This window comes from Rhodospirillaceae bacterium, assembly GCA_002728255.1.
Classification (GTDB): domain Bacteria; phylum Pseudomonadota; class Alphaproteobacteria; order UBA7887; family UBA7887.
Window position 1 is genome coordinate 1 of the sequence record PBWV01000032.1, and the last position, 22,750, is coordinate 22,750.

The window sequence follows — 22,750 nt, forward strand, 5'->3', positions numbered from 1 at the left end:
CTGAGCTATTAAAATACAGTTATTATTCTTGAAAGAAAATATCATGCAACACTTGATCCCCTTCAAAAATCCCCAATTCCTTAGTAACTCCAGCATTAAGCTCAATCACGCTCAACGCAGGAGCATTGCCAGAAATGGAATCAAGGGACATCGGTATGGTTGCATGCTCTATTTGGAGAATCGTACCAGTCTTATTGACGAATAATATGTCTAGTGAGATTAATGTGTTTTTCATCCACATAGAGATTAATTTCTCTTCTCCAAAGTCAAAGAGCATGCCTTGATCCGGGGCCATTTCTTGGCGAAACATTAGCCCACGTTGTCTTTGAGCTGCGGTGGATGCTACGTCTACTGTAAATTTATGGGTACCTGACTTCGAGACTATTAGGATTTGAGATTGCGAAAAATTTACTTCGGAGAGTGCAGGGGAGGCGGTAAGACCAAATAAAAATCCTAACAAACAAAAGAGTTTCCCAACATATTTAGCCATGTCTTTAGTCTCCCACTATTCTCAGCTTTGTAAAGTAACTTAATATCCAGAAGCATTTTCTAGCCTGTGCAGCCCGTCTTCTAGATCCTTTTGCAGGTCCTCTGGGTCCTCAAGGCCGGCATGAACACGGAGAGTAGGGTGGGAGGGGTCCCAATTAGTGGCGGTTCGTTGGCCAGATGGGTTTGTCGGAATGATGAGGCTCTCGTATCCACCCCAGCTATAGCCCATCTTAAAGAGTTCCATGTAATCTAACATTGCAGCAATTGAGTGTTTATTAGTTGGCTGCAGGACAACCCCAAATAGCCCGCTAGATCCTCGAAAATCCCTCTGCCATATTGAGTGGCCAAAATTAGATGGCAGCCCTGGGTGGAGCACTTTTTTTACAATAGGTTGCCTTTCAAGCCACATTGCCAGTTCCAGGCCAGTTGACATATGTCGGTCCAGGCGCACCCTCAGGGTTCTAAGTCCGCGTTGCCCTAGGTAAAGGTCATCAGGACCTGCGGGGGCGCCCAGATCGAGAGCCGTCTTTTGCAGTAGATCAAAGTATTGCTCGTTTGCGGTAACTACTCCGAGCATTGCATCAGAATGTCCAACTATATATTTCGTCGCTGCCTGTAAGCAAACATCGACGCCGTGGTCAAATGGTCTAAAAAATAAAGAGGTGGCCCAGGTATTATCTAAAATTACGACACAGTCATTTTTTTTTGCGACTTCCGAGATAGCGGGAATGTCTTGGACTTCAAAGGTTTGGGAACCAGGAGATTCTGTAAATATTACTTTTGTCTCTGGTCTGATTAGCGCTTCTATCTTTGGGCCAATCAGGGGGTCGTAGTAAGTGGTTATAATACCATATCGAGCGAGCAATCCGTTGCATAGGGCTCTGGTAGGCCCATATACGGAATCCACTACCAAAATATGGTCGCCTGATTTAAGAAAAGCCATCAATGAAGCTAATACGGCACTTTGCCCCGACGGGAGGGCCACAGTGCGGTAGCCTCCATCCAGTTTTGCTATGGCATTTTGGAAGGCAAAGGTAGTGGGTGTTCCATATCTTCCATAATAAACTGTACCATTATTTAGGCGCTTTTGCTGTGAACGTTCTAGTTCCGCAACGGTAGGAAAAAGTACCGTAGACGCATGATACACAGGAGGATTCACGATGCCATAATTGTCTTCAGGAGAACGTCCGGCAGTTACTATGAGTGTGTCTTCCTTCATGTTGGGTAGTTCCAGGCTGTATTGTTAAAATTCACAGTGGCTACTATGTCATTCCTGAAGATTTGGCGCTAGTGTTGAGTTAAGACTTTTCGTTACGACCATGCTATCCTGAGCCCTGACTAGTACTTGCGTACCAACTAATTTAAGGTTTAGGTGGTTATGGGTTGGAATAAAATAACACTAACTAATCAAATTTTGATTGCAATGCTGGCTGGAATAGGGGTCGGCATTTGTTATAATTTGTTTGGGCCCCGTGCCGGAATCGTTGAAAATATTCTATTCGGGGGCTTTTTCCTGGTCATAGGTTCGATTTTTATTGCATCTCTTAAAATGATGGTTGTTCCCCTGGTATTTGTCTCCCTAGTCTGTGGAGTTACCAGCATGGGAGATTTACGAGCGCTTGGGAGGATTGGCTCTAAATCTGTCGGGTATTATATTTTTACAACGGCCATTGCAATATCGATCGCTTTGCTTATTGCAGTTTTAATATCTCCTGGGGCGGGATTCACTATTTCAAGTTCAGCCATCGAATATCAGGCAGCTATGCCACCAAACTTGTCCCAAGTATTTATAGACTTAATCCCGTCTAACCCCATTGCTGCGTTGGCTAATGGGAAGATGTTACAGATTATTATTTTCTCTATTTTGTTAGGGGTTGCTATTACCATGGCTGGGGAAAAGGCTGGCAGGACATCTGAGTTTTTCCAAGGCCTCAACGAAGTCGTGATGCAGATGGTTTGGATCGTGGTAAGGTTAGCACCGATAGGGGTGTTTTGTTTGATAGCACGGACTTTTGCTGCGGAGGGACTTGATGCGTTTATCCCACTAATCAAGTATTTTGGGTGTGTCGTATTAGCATTGGTTATTCATGCGCTGGTCACTTATTCATGTCTATTGAAATTTGTTGGCAAACTAAACCCGACTCTTTTCTACAAAAAGATGCGGGGGGCACAATTGTTTGCGTTCTCCACGGCAAGCAGCAATGCAACAATTCCTGTGACGTTACAAACTGTGCAGAATCGGTTGGGGGTGGATCGCAGCGTCGCTTCTTTCACTGTTCCATTTGGTGCAACCATTAACATGGATGGTACAGCCATCATGCAAGGTGTGGCCACAGTGTTTATTGCCCAAGTTTATGGTGTTGATCTTGGTTTGGCCGACTTTTTGGCGGTTGTTCTGACGGCAACGTTGGCATCAATTGGCACCGCCGGTGTCCCAGGAGTTGGTCTTATAATGCTTGCTATGGTGCTGCAACAAGTAGGCCTTCCAGTTGAGGGGATAGCTTTAATTATAGGTGTAGATAGAATTTTGGATATGCTGCGGACAGCGGTCAATATTACTGGAGATTCTGCTGTGACTTGTGTTATTGCCCGGGCTGAAAAAGCCATGGACCACAAAGTATTCGGTGATGTTTCAGTCGGTTTAGTGGAGAGGTCTCATAGGTAGACTGGTCGTTTGAGCTTAAGGGGCAAATTCTATTGTTGGCTGTTAACCGGTGTGTCGGTGTGACCGCCCCACTCGGTCCAGGAACCGTCATAAATAGCAACGTTGGTGTTTCCCACTATGTATAGGGCGAGGGCAAGGTTGCAAGCGGTTACGCCTGATCCACAAGAGGCTACTATGGGGTTTCCGGTTTCAATGCCTGCATTTGCGAACAACTCAGATAGCCGAGGTTTGCTGAGTAAGAGTTTGGTGTCAGGGTCGTAGATTTCTGTAAAAGGTAAATTGTGGCTGTGGGGTATATGGCCAGATCGCAGGCCTTTTCGAGGTTCTGGCTCAATCCCGTTGAACCTGCCTTGGCTTCTAGCATCCAGAACCTGATCCTGTTTAGAACTCAAATTTTCTTCCATTTGTTTTAAGGTTCTAACGAGTCTTCGATCAAAATTAGCCTTAAATCTTCCCGGTGTCGGCGAAATTTCTCCAGACGAAATTGGACCCAGGCTCTTCCAAGCAGGCAGTCCGCCATCGAGAACGGAAATATGATCATGACCAAAAAGTCTAAACATCCACCAGACCCGCGCTGCACTCCCAATGCCAGTAGTATCATATACAATAAGATGCTGATGATTAGTTATACCCAAGGCTGATACATGCTTTGCAAATTCCGCCGACGAAGGGATCATGTGAGGCAAGCTGTTATTCGTATCTGCAATTTTATCAATATCAAAAAAAACTGAGTTGGGGATATGCTGATTTACAAATTCCTTTTCGGCATTGCGATTTAGACTTGGTAAGTGCCAGGAGCCATCAATGATGCTGATATTTTTTAATTTGTAGTTTTTAAGTAACCATTCGCTGGTTACTATTGGCGTAGAAGAAGGTGTAGTCATTTTTTCATTCTTCTATAAGGTTTTTCTGTTAGCTTGGGCTTGGTCATGAATATTTTCGATAGTGCTATGTGATCCAGTCTGGTACCGGAAGGCCCCGTTCGCTCAAGAAGGATGGGTTGAATATCTTACTTGCATAGCGACTCCCGTAATCACAGAGAATAGTAACTATGGTACAACCAGGCCCTAGTTTTTTTGCCAGCTTTATAGCTCCTGCAACATTTATTCCAGTAGATCCTCCCATCAAGAGGCCTTCGTGTTGGAGTAAATCAAAGATCACTCGTAGGGCCTCTTCGTCGGTCACTTGTTGGAAGTCGTCTATCGGAGCATCTTCCAGGTTTTTCGTAATACGCGATTGCCCAATACCTTCCGCTATTGACTCACCTTCTGGTTTTGCTTCGCCTTCTGTATAAAGGCTGTATAGGCCCGCACCCATAGGGTCAGACAAAACAATTTGTATATCTGGATTCTTGCTTTTCAGTGCCATACCGATTCCAGCCAGAGTGCCTCCGGTTCCCACTGAGCAGGTAAAAGCATCTACCCGGCCACCAGTTTGTTCCCAAATTTCAGGCCCGGTCCCTTCGATATGGGCTTGTCGGTTTGCAACGTTATCAAATTGGTTAGCCCAGATGGCTCCAGCAGGGCTTTCCTTTGCCAATTCGGTAGCCAAGCGTCCAGAAAAACGAACATAGTTATTACGGTCACTATAGGGTAACGCTGGGACTAATCGTAAATCCGCTCCACACATCCTCAGCATATCTTTTTTTTCTTGGCTCTGTGTTTCTGGCATAACGATTACGGAGCCATATCCTAGTGCTTTGCCAACAAGGGCTAGGCCAATGCCGGTATTGCCCGCAGTTCCTTCTACAATAAGGCCTCCTGGCTTCAGGCTACCTTGTTTTTCGGCATCCCTTATAATGTAGAGTGCGGCTCTGTCCTTAACCGATTGACCTGGGTTAAGAAACTCACACTTACCGAGTATCGTGCACCCAGTTTCTTCAGAGGCTTTCTGCAATTTTATAAGAGGTGTATCTCCAATGAGATCAGTGAAGCTGGAGTTTAGTCTCATTGTATCGCCCTTCTCACTCTTAATTTGCCTATTATTTATAGCTAAGTAGCAGCCTGAGGACCTTTCTTAACAAAGCCTCGCTGAGGATCATAGCCATATATGGCACCAATTAGAAAGATCAGAGTGCAGCATGTGACTACAAGTGTTCCCAGCAGATAAAACTGACCCTCACTTGCGTACCGTACCAACTGAACTCCATATGTGAAAGGGTTACAGTTAGCTACCCAGAAGACTAAATCCGCTCCACTCTCCTCAAGATACCAAAGGGGAAAGAGTGCCGGTGAAATGAAAAACATCGGGAAGATGACAAAATTCATCGTGCCTGCAAAATTCTCCAATTGCTTGATATGCACTGATAAGAATAAGCCTATGGCTCCTAACATCATTCCGGTCATGATCAAGGCAGGCAATACATATAGCCAACCTAATGTATTGTTGAATGCGACGTGCAATCCGGTCCACCAATCAAATGGTAAGCAAATAATAAGAAACGCATATGCTTGGACCACAGATAGAAAGGTCCCTGAAAGAAGTTTCGCCGTAAGTAAGTACCAACGTGGTAGGGGGGCGGTAAGAAGCAGGCGCATTACACCCATCTCACGATCGTAAACCATCGATAAGGAAGATTGCATGCCGCTAAACAGGAGTACCATGCACGTTAGCCCTGGAAGAATGTAATATTCGTAGTTTACGCTCCGCTGAAGGTATGGGTCCCCAGCGTCCACGCCAAACACACTTCTAAATCCGACTGCAAAAACAAATAACCATAGCGCAGGCCGAACAAAGGCCGAAAAAAGCCTTCCTTTCTGCTGAAAAAATTTAGTCGTTTCGCGACGGCTTAGCGCAGATACTGCTGCAATTAAATGGTTTAGGTTCATCCTTCATGGTCTTTCTTATTCTAAAGTTTCTCTAGCTATATTGGAATACTGCCACCGGTGCATAACCATCACAGCTTAAAACATGCATGCTGAATCTTGGCTCCCGTAGCCTAAGGTGTCTAGATCATTTGTTCGGTGCTTAAACCCTTTAATAGGAGCGAGAGTAATTGTCCAGTCGCTCGTTGTGAGGAGCAGGGGCTGGCGAAGTTGGTTATTCCAAGGGCGAATGCTCATCCCCGGACCTTTGCTGCCATCCACACGAAATTTATCGTTTCTAATGTACTCAGCCACTTTTGGACCTTCAGTAGTTTTAGTGCGTGCAATGGCCATGGCAATAGTTTTAAGGGCAACCCATGCGCCCCAGTCTGGTTCACCCATGCGTCGTGTGTGCATTCGTTCAAAGCGGCCATGCACCTGAGGGGCGCCATGACGTAGATAGCTCCAGTGCCAGACCTTGGGCATCACACCAGCTGCTCCGAACACTGCAGCGGCTTCCCTGGTGGCATATGGCACGCTAAGAGAGAATTCACCGTCAGAGTCTGCTACAAAAACGGCATCATACCGTTTGTCGCCAGTCAGGAAGTCCAGGTCATTTTGTGCTCTGGCTCTTGGGTCATTTCCCAGAAGAAAATCGCGTATTTCTACTACTTTAAGGCCAAATTGTTCGGCCGATTTTTCAAAGGCGGCTGCCATTAGCTCATCTTCAGTCAACGGGCCCCGCAGAATTAAAACCTTTTTCCATTTTCGTTCTACTAAATATTGTGACAGTGCATCGGTTCGCATGGCACGGCTTGCGGTCATATGGAATAAATGTTTTTGGCAGGCCTCATTCCGAAGACTGTCCCCGATTGCGGTGGTGTTAAAGAGATAAACATCTTCATCGCGAGTTAATTGGGCAACTTCAGAGACAACCGAAGTCGGCGCATCTATTAGGAAGAAATAGGATCCGCTATCACGCATTCTCAAAATGGTTTTTGCCATCTCTTTGGCGGTGGATAGTGAGTGCCTTTCTAAAGAGAAATATGCTTTTGCAATACGAGTAAACTGCTCCAGTTCCTTAATCGCTAACTGCGCACCTGCGTAGGCCCGACGGTTGATAATGGTTGTGGCGGAGCGAATATCGACAGGGTGTATCCCCCAGTCATCGTATCGGATGTCCTCTGTTAGATCGAGAAATCCTATTTTCACCGTTGGAAGTTCCTCATTAATCTCAGCAGATAAAGGAGACGTGCTGATGAGAGCAGCGACTAATAGGCCTGCACAACTTGATAGAGATTTCCCCATTTTAGTCATCTATTCGAATGGTATGTGGGGTCCGTCCCACTGCGACAGCTTTTACCGCTATTTTCTTTTTAGTATCTATTATCGAGATATCGTCGCTCGCGCCGTTGGTGACCATCAGTAAGCTTTCGTCAGCTGTTAGCGCGGCCCCCCAGACTCTGTCGCCAGCTAGAATAAAATCTGTAACAGTCCTCGTCTTAACATCAACGACGGCCACGTGCATGGCTCTCCCTAGGGTGATGTATGCTGTTTCACCTGATGCCGTCATTATTAACTGTACAGGATTGATATCTCCTTCTCGCATACCCCTTTTCTCAAAAAATATCTCATCAATTATTTCAAGGGAATAGGTGTCAATAATAGAAACAGTGCCACCTAGTTCATTCGTCACCCAATACTCTGAGCCGTCAGGAGTAAATATTCCTCTGCGAGGGCGGCTTCCAACCAGCGCTTCATTAAGGATTGTGCCAGACCAGGGGTCCACCACTATGACGGTATTCGTTGCTTCAGAAGTCACGAATACTACCTTGCCGTCGTTACTAAAGGTGACGCCCTCCGGTTCGATTCCAACGTTTTCAATTGTGCGGATTTTTTCACCCGTAGAAGTATCAGACACGGTAAGTTCATTGTCGTCTTCATTGCTAGCAACAAGAATTTTCCCAGAAGGGTCTAAGTCGAAGAGTTCAGGGTCCTCACCCGCTTCCATAGTGCCAACAATTTCGAGGGTCTCTATATTAAGTATTTCAATATGGTCACTTCCACTAGTTGCTATTAAGAGTTGGGTTTTATTATTATGCCACTGCATATCGCGAGGTCGTTCACCAACGGGGATCGTCTTTATGACCTCGTGCGTAACGCCATCAATAACGGAAATGGTATTGTCCATTTCATTGCTTACAAATATTTTTCCTGTTCCCTCAGCTTGGCTTGAGTTGGACCAGGTGGTAAGAGCGGTTAGGAGACATAAGAGGGTAAGTAAGTGCAGTTTCATATTGGCGGAGCTCCTCATCAGAGGGAATGTTTTGGGGTTAGCCTTTGTCCACATTTTGCTTTGTGATGACTACAAATGCGTCATGAAGACTTTTTGTTCCTGCAGTGGACATCAACTGTGATGGGGTTCCAGTTTCCAAAACTTGACCTTTATGTAAAACTATAACCCTGTCAGCCTTTTCGGCCTCATCAACGAGATGGCTTGCCCAAAGAATAGCCATTTTGCGTTCCGTCTTCAGGTCAAGAACATAGGATAGAAGGTCGCTTCTACTACCTGGGTCCAAACCTACTGTGGGTTCGTCCATTAGCAAAAATTTAGGGTGATGCAGCAATGCTCGGGCTAATTCGATTCGCCGTCTTTGGCCGCCACTAAGTGCCCTAGCGCGATCATTTGCGCGGTCCGAGAGTTTTAACCTCTCTAGTTCTTGAGAAATACGACTTGTCGCCTCCTTGCCGACAATCCCGTGAAGGTTGGCATGGAACCGAAGATTTTCGCTGACAGTCAGATCAAGATCCAGTGTTGGCTGTTGAAACACTACTCCGATACCAGCTAATGCGGGGACGGCGTTGTGGCGAATATCAATGCCAGCGATTCTGATTATTCCTGAATCGGCGACGAACAAGCCGGTGAGCAATTGAAAAAGTGTTGTTTTGCCCGCTCCATTAGGACCTAAAAGGGCAACAAACTCCCCAGCTTCTATGGTTATATCCACTTTATCAAGGGCTTTGCGTTGCCCATATGATTTTTCAACACCCGAAGTAAAAAGCGCAAAGTTTGATGCTTCGAGGTTGTTAGGTTTGGTTTCGGTCAATTGATTATCCTAAGTAGGTGCTTTTAGAAAAAACTAAGGGNTAATAGAAGCATGATTGGTGTCACTGTCGCNTGCGGTTGTCCCGTGCAACAAAGACTGATGTTGCGACAGAAGGTCCTTTCGAAATTCATCAATTTGCGGGTCGTCTATGCTGCGTGGCCGAGGAATAGAGATTGGTGTGTCGAAGATAACCCGAGAAGGCCCTCGAGAAAGAAAGGCAATGCGGTCTGCAAGAAAAATTGATTCTCTTAAATCATGGGTCACAAAGATTATAGTTGTGGGACTCTGCTGCCAGAGATCAAGCAGGAGCTGTCTAAGCAGGTTCCCGACGGGGACGTCCAGAGAGACAAAGGGTTCGTCTAGTAACAAGATCTGTGGTTCAGTAGCAAAAGCCCGGGCTAGAGCCACCCTTCTTTGCATGCCTCCTGAAAGTCGGTTCGGAAACTCATTAATTGAGTCGGCTAAATCCATTCGTTTGAGTAGTGCCTCAGCCTTGCCTTCGTTTTCAGGAGTTTCATCTAGCACTACTTGGACGTTATCGAGAACGGTTAGCCAGGGCAGGAGGCGTGGAGTTTGAAACATGTACGAAATTCGGGTGTTGTGCTGTGATTGGCCATTTCCCAGCTTTACTGTACCGAGTACGTTTCTGTCCAGGCCTGCAATGATATTTAGAAGAGTTGTTTTGCCGCATCCGGAAGGGCCAACAATGCATAGGAATTCTCTAGTTCCCACGGATAGGTCCAGGTTTTCTATGGCTACTCTGCGTTCGCCACCTGTTGTAGCCTGGTAGGCCTTCTGTTTAATACTAATTTCTATCGTTCCAGCAGTCATTTGCGCCAACGCGTGATATGTCTGTCCATCGGACCTATAAAGGCCAGCTCCACAGTTATCATAACAATAACAAAAGCTAGGGTGTAAGCTAAAATACTAGCGATATCAAATAATTGAAAAAACACGCTAAGTTGGAATCCTATGCCATTGCTTCTTCCCAGAAGTTCCACAACTAGCACAATTTTCCAGATTAGCGCTATTCCAGAACGTGCGGCCACCATTATATATGGGTACAGCTGTGGCAGGAAAAATTTAAAAAACGCCTTACGATGTCCGACACGGAAAACTTGGGCAACCTCTAAAATCTCACGATCAACTGCGCGTGTGCCCTCACGTAATGTTACAATTACGTTTGGGAATTTGTTTAGGGATACAGCTATAATNGCTGCAAGCTCNGTGAGGCCNAACCAGACGTAACACAANATAATGGTAACGAGGGCTGGAATATTTAAAAATANAATAAGCCATCCGTCCAATAAAATATCCANGCGTCGGCGTAGACCCATGAAAATTCCAATAGCGGTGCCNGTGATCATGGCNAGNGTAAACGCAGCAAAAACTCTCCATAAAGTGATGCACAAATCGGAAATTAAACTACCAAAAATGGCGTGGTCGTAAAGGACTGCCGCAACCTGCAGTGGATCTGGTAGGACACGGCTTTGGGCTACCATTGCACTGACCTGCCAGATTGCAATTAGCAATACAAAAGAGAAGACCCTTAGCCAAGCGGGGCTAANACTAGCCTTGGTAGAAGTTCCAATAAGCTTCAATAAGCTTCCCCGGNCCACAGTGTTCCTAGGGCTAATTTGTCACTTCGGCCGACTAGCCTCCGTCCTCCATATTTTGCTACTATTTCGAAGGCGGAGTGGATTGCTTCTGCCTGGCTTGCATCAAACTTTTTGGGAGCGCCATCTCTGTAACCATCGCGGAGAGCCATCAGAGTAGAATCACTCTCCGCTTTGGTCAGCGGTCTAAGTCGCTCCCACTCGGCATCAGATTGAAGCATTATTTGTCTAGCTTTCCGAGATGCGTGAAAAAACCTACCCAATGTATCGGAGTTGATTCGGCCCCATGTTTCTCCAAAGACATATCCAATGAGTGGCAGGCGCCCAGGGACTCCAAGTCCAGGGAGCAAGTCCTGGACCTTGATCAGTTCTTTCATGCCAGCGGCTCTTAGTCGTGCTGTATAGTTCCAATAGTTCAGAACGGCATCGAACTCTTTTTGCTTAAACTTTTCGTTCAATAAAGGTGGGGCCGCATAAATCGGTTTTACAATTTTCTCTATGTCTTTGCCAAAAGTTTTTATTGAGTAGGCTCTNAGCAATAACCAACTTTTGTCGATGGGGCTGCCAGCTACTCCAATTTTCTTTCCCTCTAGATCTATAAGCGAGTCAATACCACTATTTGGATGGACCATCACTGANCCAGCTGCAACTGAGTATGGGACAAAAGTACAATCAGCGCCCGCATCCCTTTGGCGGGAAGTCCATATCCAGTCGGTTACAATCATATCGACATCGCCAGCGTTGAAGGCGATAGTGGTCGCATCTTTGTTGGCTAAGCCGACAACGTCTAAATCAAGGCCGACTTCTTGGTCTAAACCATGATGCTTTATTACATTTAATTCCCAGTTGACCGTTCCAAATTTTAATACACCGAGCCGCACGGTCTCAGTTGCGGAGNATNCAATGCTGGCGGGTNATACGATCCCAGTGGCCCCAANAGCGGNNGCAGATGCTCCAATTAGGAATTTNCGTCTTGTGTTATGAAATTGTTCCATTTTTCTTCTCTAGCTGGCGCACGAGGGTCTTAAATAGCAGATTCCAGTGTGAATGTGGATAGTTCCTAGTTCTTAATTCTCATGGATATATCTCCAGAAAACAGCTAGGGCAAGCCGCCAAAGGATGACCGGTTATCGATCAATCACTGATCGAGCCTATAGATCTGCACAAGCGTAGCAGTTGATCTCTAGGCCTACAGCGATCTCACGTACGACAGGAGTTGTCCACATGGTTTTACCCTTTCCTAAACGAATGGTTAAAATTGATCGCATCGGCTGCATCAAAAGATACAGACCGGCGCCCTTAGTAGTTGATTTNATGGCCCAAATGCTACCTATACCTGTAATTGGGTTTTATTATGATATGCTGAAATAGGTCAGAGTTTTAGTATAAAGTATGCTAACACATTGTTTTACTGTTATATTATTGATTCCGATATCCCGCCTCTACGAGGCCTAAACGCATAAGATAAGCTATAAAATTTGCAAAACGACCCCGATCTGCAAATTTTATAACAGCCCAAGTTCACGAAGTTCCTTGGCCATCTCCATGGGGATATCAGGATTGCCCTCATCCGCTACCGTTAGCAGATCCTTGGGAGCAGCCTGAGGGTCGAGGTACCGCCACCCCTGGATCGGCCGTGAAATTTTTAACTCGGTGCGCACAAGAGTGGGATCTAAGACCAACGCACAACGCTTACGAGATCTTTCAGAGGTATGTTTATCTATTGACGAAATCTGTTGGCGCGCCCTAATAGCACCTTTAATTATCCAGTAAAGTGAACCCCCAGCGCAAATTTCCTCGGCTCGTGTTGGAGAATTTCGGGTCCAGTGCCGTAAAAGCGGCGGCTCTCCTGCTTTGTCCAAATCCTGGAGGCGGTTTTTTTGGACGTGAGCCAAATGACTAAAGCTTTCTATACCAACCGCCATTTTTATTAAATGCACTGCCACTGAAAACTTCCGTCCTAGACTAGCTATCCGTCGAGAAGTCCACTAACAACGTCGCCTCCTCAACCCAGTCGCCCACCCTTGCCATAAATCTCTCCACTCTGCCATACGCCGGAGCTACGATACTGTGTTCCATCTTCATGGCTTCAATAACTAAAAGAACACTCCCTTTAGCAACGGACTCCCCTTCCTTGGCACCAAGTCGCACCACTCGCCCGGGCATTGGCGATACCAAGTTACTGGCTGGAATATCACTACTTTCAAAACCATTTGGTGGAGACATCTTAGTAACTAGGCCCAATCGGTAACCGGCACCATAAAGCCACACGAATAAATCAGTCCCCACACAAACAACTGTACCCTTAACCCGCACTCCATCTAATACAGCATTAATTTCCTTGTCTCCCGACAAGTTTGCTCGCCCAAGCACTTCGCCAGAAGAAAACCGGATTCTATAGTCCTCGCCAGTCGCGATTAATTCCACCTCGATCTCTGATTCATTCTCCTCAAATAAGAGCACCTCTCTCGCGTTCATATTGAGGCGCCACGCATCGCTAGAATTCCAAGGAGAATTAATTGCTAGCCCCTTTACCTTTCTTTCACGTTCTAAAATTACGAACAAAGCCGCAACACTCACAACCAAATTAGACGCCGGTTGTGCCGACAAAGAAAAATCATCCCAACACTCTTCTATGAAGCCTGTATTATAATCTCCCCCTTTAAAGACCTCGTGATTTACCATCTCCTGCAGGAGAGAGAGGTTTGTATGAACACCTACCACTTGCACGCGCCCCAAGGACTCCTTTAACCGCCTCAAAGCATTTTCCCTGTTCCGCCCCCAAACAACTATCTTTGCAATCATTGGGTCATAATATGCTGATACTTCTTCTCCCTCGACTAAGGCACTATCGACACAAACATCACTTGACTCAGACGGCAGGCGTAAATGTTTTACACAACCTGGCGAAGGCATGAACTTGCGGCTTGGATTCTCGGCGTAAAGTCGCACCTCTATTGCATGTCCGCTACGCCCTATTTCCTCCTGTCTTGCAGGCAGTGGTTCACCATAAGCCACCCGAAATTGCCATTCCACTAGGTCCTCACGCGTCAACATTTCCGTGACACGATGTTCCACTTGGATTCGAGTATTCATCTCCAAAAAATAAAATTGGCCTGAATTGTCGACAACAAATTCCACGGTGCCGGCCCCCAAATAATCCACGGCCTTCGCAGCCTTTACAGCTGCCTCTGCAATCTCTAGTCGAAGTGTGTTGTCTATAGACGGGCCAGGCGCCTCTTCAATTACTTTTTGATGGCGTCGCTGGACAGAACAATCCCTCTCGAACATGTGGACAACGTTTCCATGGCTATCTGCAAACACTTGCACTTCAATATGTCGGGGGTTCGTTATTAGCTTTTCTAATAACAGCCGACCATTGCCAAATGCGGATTCCGCCTCTCTCTGGGCAGCCTGCAAAGCATCGGCCAAATCCACTTCCCGGGAGACTGTACGCATCCCTCTTCCACCGCCGCCAGCAGCAGCTTTGATTAGAACAGGATAGCCAACTTTCCTAGCCTCAGACATCAGGACTTTCAGATCGATGTCCAAGTCATTACAACCTGGAACAGTTGGCACACCTGCCCCTGCCATCAATTTCTTTGCTTCATCTTTCTGACCCATGACACCAATAGCTTCCGGTGAAGGACCAACAAAGGCGAACCCCTTTTTAAGACAACTCTCAGCAAACTTAGAATTTTCTGAGAGGAACCCATATCCCGGATGAATGGCGTTTGCACCTGAAAGCTCAGCCGCTTCAAGAATGGCCTCTATGTTCAAATAACTCTCTACAGCTGGCGCAGGGCCTATTCTATAGGCAGCATCAGCAAGGCGGACGTGTCGGCTATTACTATCAGCATCAGAGTAGACCGCGATGGTACGCATTCCCATCCTGCGAGCAGTCGCCATAATGCGACAGGCAATTTCTCCCCGATTGGCTATAAGAACCGAGTCAAACACTATCCTCTTCCTCTATAAGAAGATACGCCAGGTTCAGGTACATATACTTCTTTGGGTGCCTCCCCTGTTTGAAACCAAACATCTATTGGAATACCGCCTCGCGGATACCAAAACCCCGATATCCTCAGCCAAATAGGCTCAACTTCCTCAACTAAGCGCTTGCCAATCATTACGGTACATGATTCATGGAATATACCCATGTTTCGAAAAGAGGCAAAATAGAGTTTTAGCCCCTTACTTTCTATCAACCAATCGCCTGGCACGTAGTCAATAACAAGGTGCGCAAAATCAGGTTGCCCTGTTATGGGGCATAAGGCGGTAAATTCCGGGCAGGTAAACCGCGCCACAAACTGGACATCATTATCACTATTTGGGACCCGATCTACTACAGCCTCCTCTGGATTAGCAGATGCAACGGCCATCCTCAATTTCTCCAGATCCCTAATGCCTTTTTTTTGTTTTTCTTTTCCCACGGGTTTTAGTTTCCTTTACCGACAACAGCTCGCCATCACCAAACTTACACTCTTAAAATTATTATGTTGCAACGATTCTACATCCTGAAAACACCAAACTTCGTTTCCTCGATCGGCGCATTTAGTGAAGCAGAAATACTTAAAGCCAAAACCCTTCTGGTCTCTGCAGGATCTATAACACCATCATCCCAAATCCTGGCTGTAGAGTAATATGGACTACCTTCTGTCTCATACTGATCAATAATCGATGCCTTAAAGCTCTCTTCTTGTTCATTGCTCCAACTGGAACCATTTTTCTCTAATGCATTAGCTCGCACCGTGGCCAATACATTGGCCGCCTGGTACCCCCCCATCACGGAAATACGGGCATTAGGCCACATCCACATGAGCCGAGGTCTATAGGCCCTACCACACATAGCATAATTACCAGCACCAAAGCTTCCTCCTATAATTACCGTAAATTTAGGCACCTGGGCACAAGAAACCGCGGTAACTAACTTAGCGCCATCTCTAGCTATTCCCCCCGCTTCATATTTTTTGCCAACCATGAACCCCATAATATTTTGTAGAAAGATTAATGGTATCTTGCGTTGGCAACATAACTCGATAAAGTGGGCTCCCTTAAGCGAGGACTCCGAAAATAATATTCCATTATTAGCTAGTATTCCTACCGGGTAACCTCCTAAATAGGCAAATCCAGCAACCAAGGTCTGCCCATAAAACTTCTTAAATTCATCAAATTCACTCCCGTCCACGAGCCTCATAATTACCTCACGAACATCAAAGGGCTTCCGCAAATCAGGAGGAATTAATCCATACAATTCACTAGCGTCGTAGCGGGGCAATTTAATTTCTCTCGCCGCCAAGGAGCTTCTCTCCAACATTGGCCCACGTTTCAAACAATCCCTGGCTAATGCCAAAGCGTGATACTCATCTTCCGCATAATGGTCCACGACACCTGAAACTTTTGCGTGAACATCTGCCCCTCCTAATTCCTCCGCGCTCACCTCCTCACCGGTCGCGGCTTTAACCAATGGAGGCCCACCAAGAAATATAGTTCCTTGATTTCGGACAATTATACTCTCATCCGCCATGGCAGGGACATAAGCCCCGCCAGCAGTGCAACTACCCATGACTACTGCAATTTGGGAAATTCCTTTGGAAGACATGTTCGCTTGATTGAAAAAAATCTGCCCAAAATGATTGCGATCAGCAAAAGCTTCACTCTGGTATGGTAAATTAGCACCACCTGAATCGACCAGATAAATACAGGGGAGGTTGTTTTGGTCAGCTATCTCTTGTGCTCTGAGATGCTTTTTTACGGTCATTGGAAAGTAAGTACCCCCCTTAACGGTCGCGTCATTTGCCACAATCATACATTCCCGCCCGCTTACTCTTCCTATGCCAGTTATTAAACCAGCACTGGGAGCCGCTCCTTCATACATATTCTGAGCTGCCAACTGCGACAATTCTAAAAACGGAGCCCCTGCGTCCACGAGGTGATGGACACGATCCCTAGGCAAAAGCTTCCCTCTCCCTAAATGACGCTTCTGAGCTGCTGCACCGCCGCCCTCGGCGGCCTGATCCACTTGGCTGCGCAAGTCGGTCACCAATTCCTGCATGCGGTTTTCGTTTTCACGGAAATCTTCGGACTTTGTATTCAGATTACTTACTAATACTGACATCTATATCGTACCTACCAGAGATCCCTACTATGGAAAGCTAATCAACTGGCAAAGCTCCTCTTTCTTCTTTTGATTACAGAGACTCACGGCAAATATTATCCTATAATTTACTCTACTGCGAGCGCTCTCCCTATCACCAATCTCTGCACATCGCTGGTACCCTCATAAATTGTGCAAACTCTAACATCCCGCCATAATCGCTCCACTGGATACCCACGAACATACCCATATCCACCATGAATTTGGATTGCTGCCGAGCACACTTCTTCTGCCATCTCAGACGCATATAATTTTGCCATTGAGGCCTCCTTTAAGGCTGGTTGACCAGCGTCCTTTACGGAAGCAGCGTGCCATATCATCTGCCGCGCAACCTCAATCTTGGTGGCCATATCAGCAAGACGGAAGGCAACAGCCTGATGCTGTATAATGGGACGCCCCATGCTTTCTCGCTCCTGGGCATAAGTCAAAGAGGCCTGATAGGCCGCTCTGGCGATTCCTAGGGCCTGGGCAGCGATGCCTATTCGTCCACCTTCAAGATTTCCAAGCGCTATTCTATAGCCCTCCCCAGGCTCTCCCAATACCATCTCCGGAGAAACTTCTAGACCATCAAAAGAAAGCTGACAGGTGTCCGAAGCTTTTTGCCCAAGCTTCTTCTCTTTACTTACGACGTTGTAACCCGAAGAACTTGTGGGAGCTAACACCGCTGTAATTCCCTTCTTTCCCGCAGCCGGATCGCTAACACCAAATATCAGAGCAATATCAGCGGTAGCCCCAGACGAGATAAATTGTTTGGCACCATTAACCACATAGCCATTGCCCTTCGGTTCAATGCGGGTCATCAAATTTGAAGCATCGCTACCCGCCTGAGGCTCTGTTAAGCAAAAACAACCCTTCAACTCCCCACTGATGGCCGGACGCAGGTAGTGTTCCTTCTGTCGATCTGATCCAAATTGATCCAGTGGGCCACACACTACAGAGTTTTGCATTCCCACAAGAAGACCCGCTGCTCCATCAGCTGCCGAGATTTCTTCAACGACAATTGCCAGGCAAACATTATCGGTCGCCGCTCCTCCCCATTGCTCCGAAATTGTCATTCCCAGAAAACCCATTTCTCCAAACCTTTGGAAAATATCTTCCGGTATGTGCTCTGCCTCCTCCCATGCCACTACATTGGGAGCAATTTCCTCTTTAGCAAATGCACGAGCAGTTTCCTGTATCATTCGCTGTTCTTCGTTTAAGAGCATATTCTCGCCTGCGCTGAATTCCGTTTGCTGAATTGAATCCTAATAGTTTTAGGTAATGCGATCAGAAAATTTTCGTCAGGGCAATCCTGTTTGAGTAGTTAGTTCACCTGCTGAATAGCGACAGCTGTTGCCTCTCCTCCACCAATGCAAAGAGCCGCTACACCTTTATCAACATTGTATTTTTGCATTGCCGCAACAAGTGTACAAATTATACGAGATCCCGATGAACCAACCGGATGTCCCATCGCGCACGCTCCGCCGTGAACATTAACCTGATCCGCGTTGAGCCCATGTTCTTTCATTGCGGCCATTGTGACCACAGCAAAGGCTTCATTAATCTCGTACAAACCAACATCCCCTGTAGACCACCCTGTTTTCTCAAACAAACTGCCAATAGCTCCGACAGGAGCTGTTGTGAACCAAGCGGGATCCTGACTAAAAGTGCTATGGCCCACAATTTGCGCTAAGGGAGTAATGCCTCTTTTTTCCGCTTCAGACCTCCTCATCAATACCATTGCGCTAGCTCCGTCCGATATAGAACTGGAATTTGCCGGGGTCACCGTACCATTCTTTCTGAAGGCAGGCTTCAAGCCCCTAATTTTCTCAATATTAGCCGAAAATGGCTGCTCATCCTTTTCAACAATTTTATCACCCTTCCGATTACTCACTTTTACAACAGCCATTTCCGCGTCAAAACTTCCATCTTCATTCGCTTTTTTCCCTCGTTCAAGAGAACGGATAGCAAAATCATCCTGGGCTTCCCTGGAAAACTGATATTTCTCCGCGGTGTTCTCTGCAAAATGCCCCATCAACTGCCCCTCAGCATAGGCATCCTCTAGACCATCCAAGAACATATGGTCCTTTACTTCAGCGTGTCCCATTCGGTAGCCCTGCCTAGCTTTTGGAAGAAGGTAGGGAGTATTCGACATGCTCTCAAGGCCACCAACCACGGCTATGTTTGCCGATCCAGCAACAACAAGATCGTGACCAAACATGGTAGCTTTCATGCCAGAACCACACATCTTATTAATTGTGGTCGCGCCGACAGCTACAGGGATACCCGCATTTATCGCAGCCTGACGAGCTGGAGCCTGCCCCTGACCCGCTGGCAACACACAACCCATAATCACCTCCGAGATATCGCCAGGATCAATGTTGGCCCGTTCCAGAGATGATTTTATGGCCACGGATCCAAGGTCTGGCCCCGTGACCGAGGACAATGTTCCTTGAAAACTGCCCATGGGTGTCCGCGCTATACTAGCTATCACTACTGGATCCTTTTCCATCGTTTCCTCCTTTACCAACATATAAACAAACAAGTCGCGTTCATTCAACTAAGCTGAGCTCCGTCGCCACATAGCTTCTTAATCCCTAAAAACCGGCCGATTACGCTCCTAGAATGGATTGGTAACCACCCCACCATCAACTCTCAGTGCGGCTCCATTGGTAGCACTAGACGCAGGTGAACAAATATAGCAAATCATGTTAGCCACTTCCCCAACATCGGCATATCTTTGCAAAAGAGAGGATGGCCGTCTACGCGAAACCGCGACTTTTTTGTATTCATCTTGAGAGAGACCTTCTGCTTCAGCTCGGGCGGGAAGGATTTTTTCCATTCGCTCTGTATATGTGGGCCCGGGCAAAACCGAATTCACGGTGATATTAGTCCCCTTAGTATACTCTGCAGCCCCCCTTGCGACCGCTAACTGCGCCCCTTTGGAAAAACCATAATGCACCATTTCTTTTGGAATAAGCACACCAGATTCGCTTGAGACGAATACAACACGGCCCCAGTCTTTGGCTTCCACCATGCGACTTAAATAATGGCGGGTAAGCCTAATTCCACTCATCACATTAGCCTCAAACATGGCCGTCCAATCGTCGTCGGATAAGTCGAAAAAAGGCTTGATCTGAAAAATAGCCATATTGTTTACTAAAACATCTACCTCTGGGAATGACTTTATGACTGCCTCGCACCCCCTTGCCGAAGCCACGTCTTCTGCAGCAATAGAAACCTTGGAACCCGCCGTCTCTGCCTCAATCAGCCCCTTTGCCTCTTGCAGAGAATTGAGGTCTCTCCCGTTCAAAATTATTTCCGCCCCAAGCTGAGCTAATCCTCTAGCCGTCGATAGACCAATCCCTCTGCTAGAGCCCGTGATCAAGGCAACTTTACCATCCAAACGAGTATCCATTCTTGTCCCCCAAAATTAAGATAGCAAGGTCGTTCTACCTAGCCTTAAAACGGCAAAAAATCGCGCCACATCAGGTTCCTTTGGTTACGCTTTTTAAGCTAAACAGCACGGTGACATTTGCCCCGTTCTGAGCTGACTTAACCGGTTTCCGCAAACAACTCTCTGCCAATAAGCCAGCGCCGAATTTCCTGGGTGCCCGCCCCAATTTCATACAATTTGGCATCCCGAAGCAATCGCCCGGCCGGAAAATCATTGGTGTAGCCATTACCTCCCAAACATTGGATGGCTTCAAGGGCCATCCATGTTGCCTTTTCCGCTGTGTACAATATGACGCCAGCCGCATCCTTTCTGCTGCCCTCGCCATGATCTAATGCCTTCGCCACAGAGTATGCATAGGCTCGGCAAGCGTTCATTGTGGTATACATATCAGCGATCTTGCCCTGCATGATCTGAAAAGATCCAATAGGCTGACCAAACTGTTGCCGTTCATGAATATAAGGCAACACAACGTCCAAGCACGCCTGCATTATGCCCAAGGGCCCTCCTGCCAGAACTGATCTTTCCAAATCCAAGCCGCTCATTAAAACCTTAACCCCATCACCCCTGGAACCCAGCATGTTGGCTTTAGGCACTTTACAATTTTCAAAAATCAACTCACCAGTATTAGATCCACGCATCCCCAGTTTGTCTAACTTCTCAGCTGAAGAGAATCCCTCCATCCCCCGTTCTATAATAAAAGCGGTTATACCGTGCCCTGGCTTACCCTCATCGGTTTTGGCGTAGACCACTAGAACATCGGCATCCGGGCCGTTAGTGATCCACATTTTTGACCCGTTCAAAACATAATTATTTCCCACCAATTCAGCTCTTAAACTCATAGAAACCACATCTGAACCAGCTCCTGACTCGCTCATCGCCAGAGCGCCCACGTGCTCGCCCGAGATTAATCGGGGCAGGAATCTCCCCTTTTGCTGTTTATCAGCATATCTCCGGATTTGGTTGACACACAGATTGGAGTGCGCCCCATAGGACAGTCCTACTGACGCAGAGCCCCGGCTGATTTCCTCCATAGCAACAACATGTTCCACATACCCCATACCCGCGCCGCCGTCTCGCTCATCAACCGTTATACCTAGCAGGCCAAGAGCACCCATCTTCCTCCACAAATCAGCTGGAAAATTATTGTCCCTATCAATTTGAGCCGCCCGGGGAGCGATTTCATCATCAACGAAACTAGCCACCGAATCACGGAGAACCTCGGTTGTTTCGTCCAAACCCAAATTAAGTCGCGGCCACTGATTAGAAATCATATAACTCCTCCGAAAATGCTCTTTCCCAATGCACGTTCCTACAATAAAGCTCTCTGTTATAACTCTACACTCGTATGGTACAGAAACTAAATAACAAACAGGAGTTTCTAATGAAAACCCCAACAATCGGTTTTATAGGCTTGGGAAACATGGGCACACCAATGGCAACCAACCTAGTAAAGGCAGGCCACTCGGTTTTGGGTTTTGATATAGCTAGTGCCAATATTAACTTGCCCAACGGCATACACCTTGTTGATACAATCGAGGAACTGGTGCATCGGTGCGAAATCATATCACTTTCTTTACCTGACGGGGCTGCGGTGATTAAAACGGCCGAAAACATGGGCAAAGTAACCCAGGGAAAGCTAAAAATCGTTATCGACCATTCGACCATAGGGGTTGATGCTGCTCAGGCCGCTCACATGCGACTTGAAAGCGACAACATAGTCTATCTAGACGCCCCTGTTAGCGGTGGAAAATCTGGCGCTATAGCCGGAACTCTGGCGCTCATGGTGTCCGGGGATCAGAAGACATTCAACGAAGTCCACGATTTTTTAGTCCCAATAGCCAAAAATCGCTTCTTTGTCGGAGAAGAACCAGGCCAAGCCCAGGCCATGAAACTGCTAAATAATTTTTTATCTGCAACGGCCATGACAGCCACCAGCGAAGCAGTAGCTTTTGGTGTAAGGTTAGGGCTCGACCCAAAAGTTATGATTGACGTTTTAAATTCATCTAGTGGGCAAAACACCGCCACTCGGGACAAATTCCCTCAAAGAATTTTGACTGAAACATATGATGCAGGATTTACGATTGATTTATTGAATAAGGATGTTGGCCTTTACCTACTTGAAGTGGCTCGAGCAGGCGCCCGCGACACCGTAGCAACGACTGTCGCTAGCGTGGTTTCTGACATGCAGTCGACATTACCAGGAGCGGATTTCACCAAAATATATCCTTTGACACTTTCTGAATGACTTGGACAACACGCCCTAAAAAAATGTGCCAATATCTCACCTTTTCTGCTGCTATAGGCAGTTAAAAACTTAAACAAGCACTTAGTCATGTGTACTGCTCACAGGCGTACCTACCACAAGCCTGACCCTGTACAAATAACCGAGCATTATAAGAAAACACGACAGCACAAATATCTTATTAATAAACCAGTTGCTGCTCCATATATCCCAGTGCGGGTTGGCGAAGAAAAA

The 22,750-nt window shown here is 46.7% G+C and carries 22 protein-coding genes; 2 read left to right on the plus strand and 20 right to left on the minus strand.

Annotated elements, in window-relative coordinates; genetic code table 11:
• Positions 1 to 22 precede the first annotated feature (22 nt).
• Both CMM32_08405 and metC read right to left on the minus strand, forming a co-directional pair.
• On the minus strand, positions 23 to 490 hold the full coding sequence (locus CMM32_08405; protein ID MBT06917.1) for a hypothetical protein: 468 nt from the start codon (positions 488 to 490) through the stop codon (positions 23 to 25).
• A gap of 39 nt (positions 491 to 529) precedes the next feature.
• Positions 530 to 1,708, minus strand: coding sequence for a cystathionine beta-lyase (gene metC / locus CMM32_08410; GenBank protein MBT06918.1), 1,179 nt, complete (start codon positions 1,706 to 1,708; stop codon positions 530 to 532).
• Positions 1,709 to 1,867: 159 nt separating this feature from the next.
• Between metC and CMM32_08415 the strand changes: the two genes are divergently transcribed.
• A complete protein-coding gene (locus CMM32_08415) occupies positions 1,868 to 3,154 on the plus strand; it encodes a dicarboxylate/amino acid:cation symporter (GenBank protein ID MBT06919.1) in 1,287 nt (428 codons plus the stop codon).
• Between the two features lie 29 nt (positions 3,155 to 3,183).
• Here the strand turns inward: CMM32_08415 and CMM32_08420 are convergent, their stop codons facing one another.
• The 18 genes from CMM32_08420 to CMM32_08505 form a co-directional block, all read right to left on the minus strand.
• Positions 3,184 to 4,038, minus strand: coding sequence for a 3-mercaptopyruvate sulfurtransferase (locus CMM32_08420; protein ID MBT06920.1), 855 nt, complete (start codon positions 4,036 to 4,038; stop codon positions 3,184 to 3,186).
• A gap of 64 nt (positions 4,039 to 4,102) precedes the next feature.
• Positions 4,103 to 5,104 carry a cysteine synthase A gene (locus CMM32_08425; GenBank protein MBT06921.1) on the minus strand — a complete coding sequence of 334 codons (1,002 nt, stop codon included), beginning with the start codon at positions 5,102 to 5,104 and terminating at the stop codon, positions 4,103 to 4,105.
• Positions 5,105 to 5,145: 41 nt separating this feature from the next.
• A complete protein-coding gene (locus CMM32_08430; protein ID MBT06922.1) occupies positions 5,146 to 5,982 on the minus strand; it encodes a multidrug ABC transporter permease in 837 nt (278 codons plus the stop codon).
• A 75-nt stretch (positions 5,983 to 6,057) separates the two neighbouring features.
• On the minus strand, positions 6,058 to 7,275 hold the full coding sequence (locus CMM32_08435; GenBank protein MBT06923.1) for an amino acid ABC transporter substrate-binding protein: 1,218 nt from the start codon (positions 7,273 to 7,275) through the stop codon (positions 6,058 to 6,060).
• The gene (locus tag CMM32_08440) at positions 7,268 to 8,308 is read right to left on the minus strand and encodes a hypothetical protein (GenBank protein MBT06924.1); all 1,041 of its coding nucleotides are present in this window, start codon (positions 8,306 to 8,308) and stop codon (positions 7,268 to 7,270) included. Before CMM32_08440 ends, CMM32_08435 begins: the two co-directional genes overlap by 8 nt.
• Positions 8,292 to 9,065, minus strand: coding sequence for an ABC transporter ATP-binding protein (locus tag CMM32_08445; GenBank protein ID MBT06925.1), 774 nt, complete (start codon positions 9,063 to 9,065; stop codon positions 8,292 to 8,294). The genes CMM32_08440 and CMM32_08445 overlap by 17 nt, the downstream gene beginning before the upstream one ends.
• A 33-nt stretch (positions 9,066 to 9,098) precedes the next feature.
• Positions 9,099 to 9,896: an ABC transporter gene (locus CMM32_08450; GenBank protein ID MBT06926.1), complete on the minus strand. Its 798-nt coding sequence runs from the start codon at positions 9,894 to 9,896 to the stop codon at positions 9,099 to 9,101.
• Positions 9,893 to 10,567: an ABC transporter permease gene (locus tag CMM32_08455; protein ID MBT06927.1), complete on the minus strand. Its 675-nt coding sequence runs from the start codon at positions 10,565 to 10,567 to the stop codon at positions 9,893 to 9,895. Before CMM32_08455 ends, CMM32_08450 begins: the two co-directional genes overlap by 4 nt.
• A 95-nt stretch (positions 10,568 to 10,662) precedes the next feature.
• A complete protein-coding gene (locus CMM32_08460) occupies positions 10,663 to 11,676 on the minus strand; it encodes an ABC transporter substrate-binding protein (GenBank protein MBT06928.1) in 1,014 nt (337 codons plus the stop codon).
• 156 nt (positions 11,677 to 11,832) lie between these two features.
• Positions 11,833 to 11,958 (minus strand): pyrroloquinoline quinone precursor peptide PqqA, encoded by a 126-nt coding sequence (gene pqqA / locus CMM32_08465; GenBank protein ID MBT06929.1) that lies wholly within the window; start codon positions 11,956 to 11,958, stop codon positions 11,833 to 11,835.
• 228 nt (positions 11,959 to 12,186) lie between these two features.
• On the minus strand, positions 12,187 to 12,627 hold the full coding sequence (locus tag CMM32_08470) for a hypothetical protein (GenBank protein MBT06930.1): 441 nt from the start codon (positions 12,625 to 12,627) through the stop codon (positions 12,187 to 12,189).
• A gap of 19 nt (positions 12,628 to 12,646) precedes the next feature.
• On the minus strand, positions 12,647 to 14,641 hold the full coding sequence (locus CMM32_08475) for a 3-methylcrotonyl-CoA carboxylase (protein ID MBT06931.1): 1,995 nt from the start codon (positions 14,639 to 14,641) through the stop codon (positions 12,647 to 12,649).
• Positions 14,641 to 15,063: an NADPH-dependent 7-cyano-7-deazaguanine reductase QueF gene (locus CMM32_08480; protein ID MBT06932.1), complete on the minus strand. Its 423-nt coding sequence runs from the start codon at positions 15,061 to 15,063 to the stop codon at positions 14,641 to 14,643. The genes CMM32_08475 and CMM32_08480 overlap by 1 nt, the downstream gene beginning before the upstream one ends.
• Positions 15,064 to 15,191: 128 nt before the next feature.
• Positions 15,192 to 16,799, minus strand: coding sequence for a methylcrotonoyl-CoA carboxylase (locus tag CMM32_08485; protein MBT06933.1), 1,608 nt, complete (start codon positions 16,797 to 16,799; stop codon positions 15,192 to 15,194).
• Between the two features lie 107 nt (positions 16,800 to 16,906).
• Positions 16,907 to 18,043 carry an acyl-CoA dehydrogenase gene (locus CMM32_08490; protein MBT06934.1) on the minus strand — a complete coding sequence of 379 codons (1,137 nt, stop codon included), beginning with the start codon at positions 18,041 to 18,043 and terminating at the stop codon, positions 16,907 to 16,909.
• Positions 18,044 to 18,141: 98 nt separating this feature from the next.
• Positions 18,142 to 19,329 carry an acetyl-CoA C-acyltransferase gene (locus CMM32_08495; GenBank protein ID MBT06935.1) on the minus strand — a complete coding sequence of 396 codons (1,188 nt, stop codon included), beginning with the start codon at positions 19,327 to 19,329 and terminating at the stop codon, positions 18,142 to 18,144.
• Between the two features lie 108 nt (positions 19,330 to 19,437).
• Positions 19,438 to 20,235 (minus strand): oxidoreductase, encoded by a 798-nt coding sequence (locus CMM32_08500; GenBank protein ID MBT06936.1) that lies wholly within the window; start codon positions 20,233 to 20,235, stop codon positions 19,438 to 19,440.
• 137 nt (positions 20,236 to 20,372) lie between these two features.
• The gene (locus CMM32_08505) at positions 20,373 to 21,545 is read right to left on the minus strand and encodes an acyl-CoA dehydrogenase (GenBank protein ID MBT06937.1); all 1,173 of its coding nucleotides are present in this window, start codon (positions 21,543 to 21,545) and stop codon (positions 20,373 to 20,375) included.
• Between the two features lie 74 nt (positions 21,546 to 21,619).
• Between CMM32_08505 and CMM32_08510 the strand changes: the two genes are divergently transcribed.
• Complete coding sequence (locus tag CMM32_08510) at positions 21,620 to 22,519, plus strand: NADPH nitroreductase (GenBank protein MBT06938.1); 900 nt, start codon at positions 21,620 to 21,622, stop codon at positions 22,517 to 22,519.
• Positions 22,520 to 22,750: the final 231 nt, after the last annotated feature.

What these genes read in the sequence shown, in the direction of transcription:
- CMM32_08405 (MBT06917.1), bottom strand. Translation starts at nt 490, where the DNA reads ATGGCTAAATATGTTGGGAAACTCTTTTGTTTGTTAGGATTTTTATTT.
- metC (MBT06918.1), bottom strand. Translation starts at nt 1,708, where the DNA reads ATGAAGGAAGACACACTCATAGTAACTGCCGGACGTTCTCCTGAAGAC.
- CMM32_08415 (MBT06919.1), top strand. Translation starts at nt 1,868, where the DNA reads ATGGGTTGGAATAAAATAACACTAACTAATCAAATTTTGATTGCAATG.
- CMM32_08420 (MBT06920.1), bottom strand. Translation starts at nt 4,038, where the DNA reads ATGACTACACCTTCTTCTACGCCAATAGTAACCAGCGAATGGTTACTT.
- CMM32_08425 (MBT06921.1), bottom strand. Translation starts at nt 5,104, where the DNA reads ATGAGACTAAACTCCAGCTTCACTGATCTCATTGGAGATACACCTCTT.
- CMM32_08430 (MBT06922.1), bottom strand. Translation starts at nt 5,982, where the DNA reads ATGAACCTAAACCATTTAATTGCAGCAGTATCTGCGCTAAGCCGTCGC.
- CMM32_08435 (MBT06923.1), bottom strand. Translation starts at nt 7,275, where the DNA reads ATGACTAAAATGGGGAAATCTCTATCAAGTTGTGCAGGCCTATTAGTC.
- CMM32_08440 (MBT06924.1), bottom strand. Translation starts at nt 8,308, where the DNA reads ATGTGGACAAAGGCTAACCCCAAAACATTCCCTCTGATGAGGAGCTCC.
- pqqA (MBT06929.1), bottom strand. Translation starts at nt 11,958, where the DNA reads ATGCAGCCGATGCGATCAATTTTAACCATTCGTTTAGGAAAGGGTAAA.
- CMM32_08480 (MBT06932.1), bottom strand. Translation starts at nt 15,063, where the DNA reads ATGGCCGTTGCATCTGCTAATCCAGAGGAGGCTGTAGTAGATCGGGTC.
- CMM32_08485 (MBT06933.1), bottom strand. Translation starts at nt 16,799, where the DNA reads ATGTCAGTATTAGTAAGTAATCTGAATACAAAGTCCGAAGATTTCCGT.
- CMM32_08490 (MBT06934.1), bottom strand. Translation starts at nt 18,043, where the DNA reads ATGCTCTTAAACGAAGAACAGCGAATGATACAGGAAACTGCTCGTGCA.
- CMM32_08495 (MBT06935.1), bottom strand. Translation starts at nt 19,329, where the DNA reads ATGGAAAAGGATCCAGTAGTGATAGCTAGTATAGCGCGGACACCCATG.
- CMM32_08500 (MBT06936.1), bottom strand. Translation starts at nt 20,235, where the DNA reads ATGGATACTCGTTTGGATGGTAAAGTTGCCTTGATCACGGGCTCTAGC.
- CMM32_08505 (MBT06937.1), bottom strand. Translation starts at nt 21,545, where the DNA reads ATGATTTCTAATCAGTGGCCGCGACTTAATTTGGGTTTGGACGAAACA.
- CMM32_08510 (MBT06938.1), top strand. Translation starts at nt 21,620, where the DNA reads ATGGTACAGAAACTAAATAACAAACAGGAGTTTCTAATGAAAACCCCA.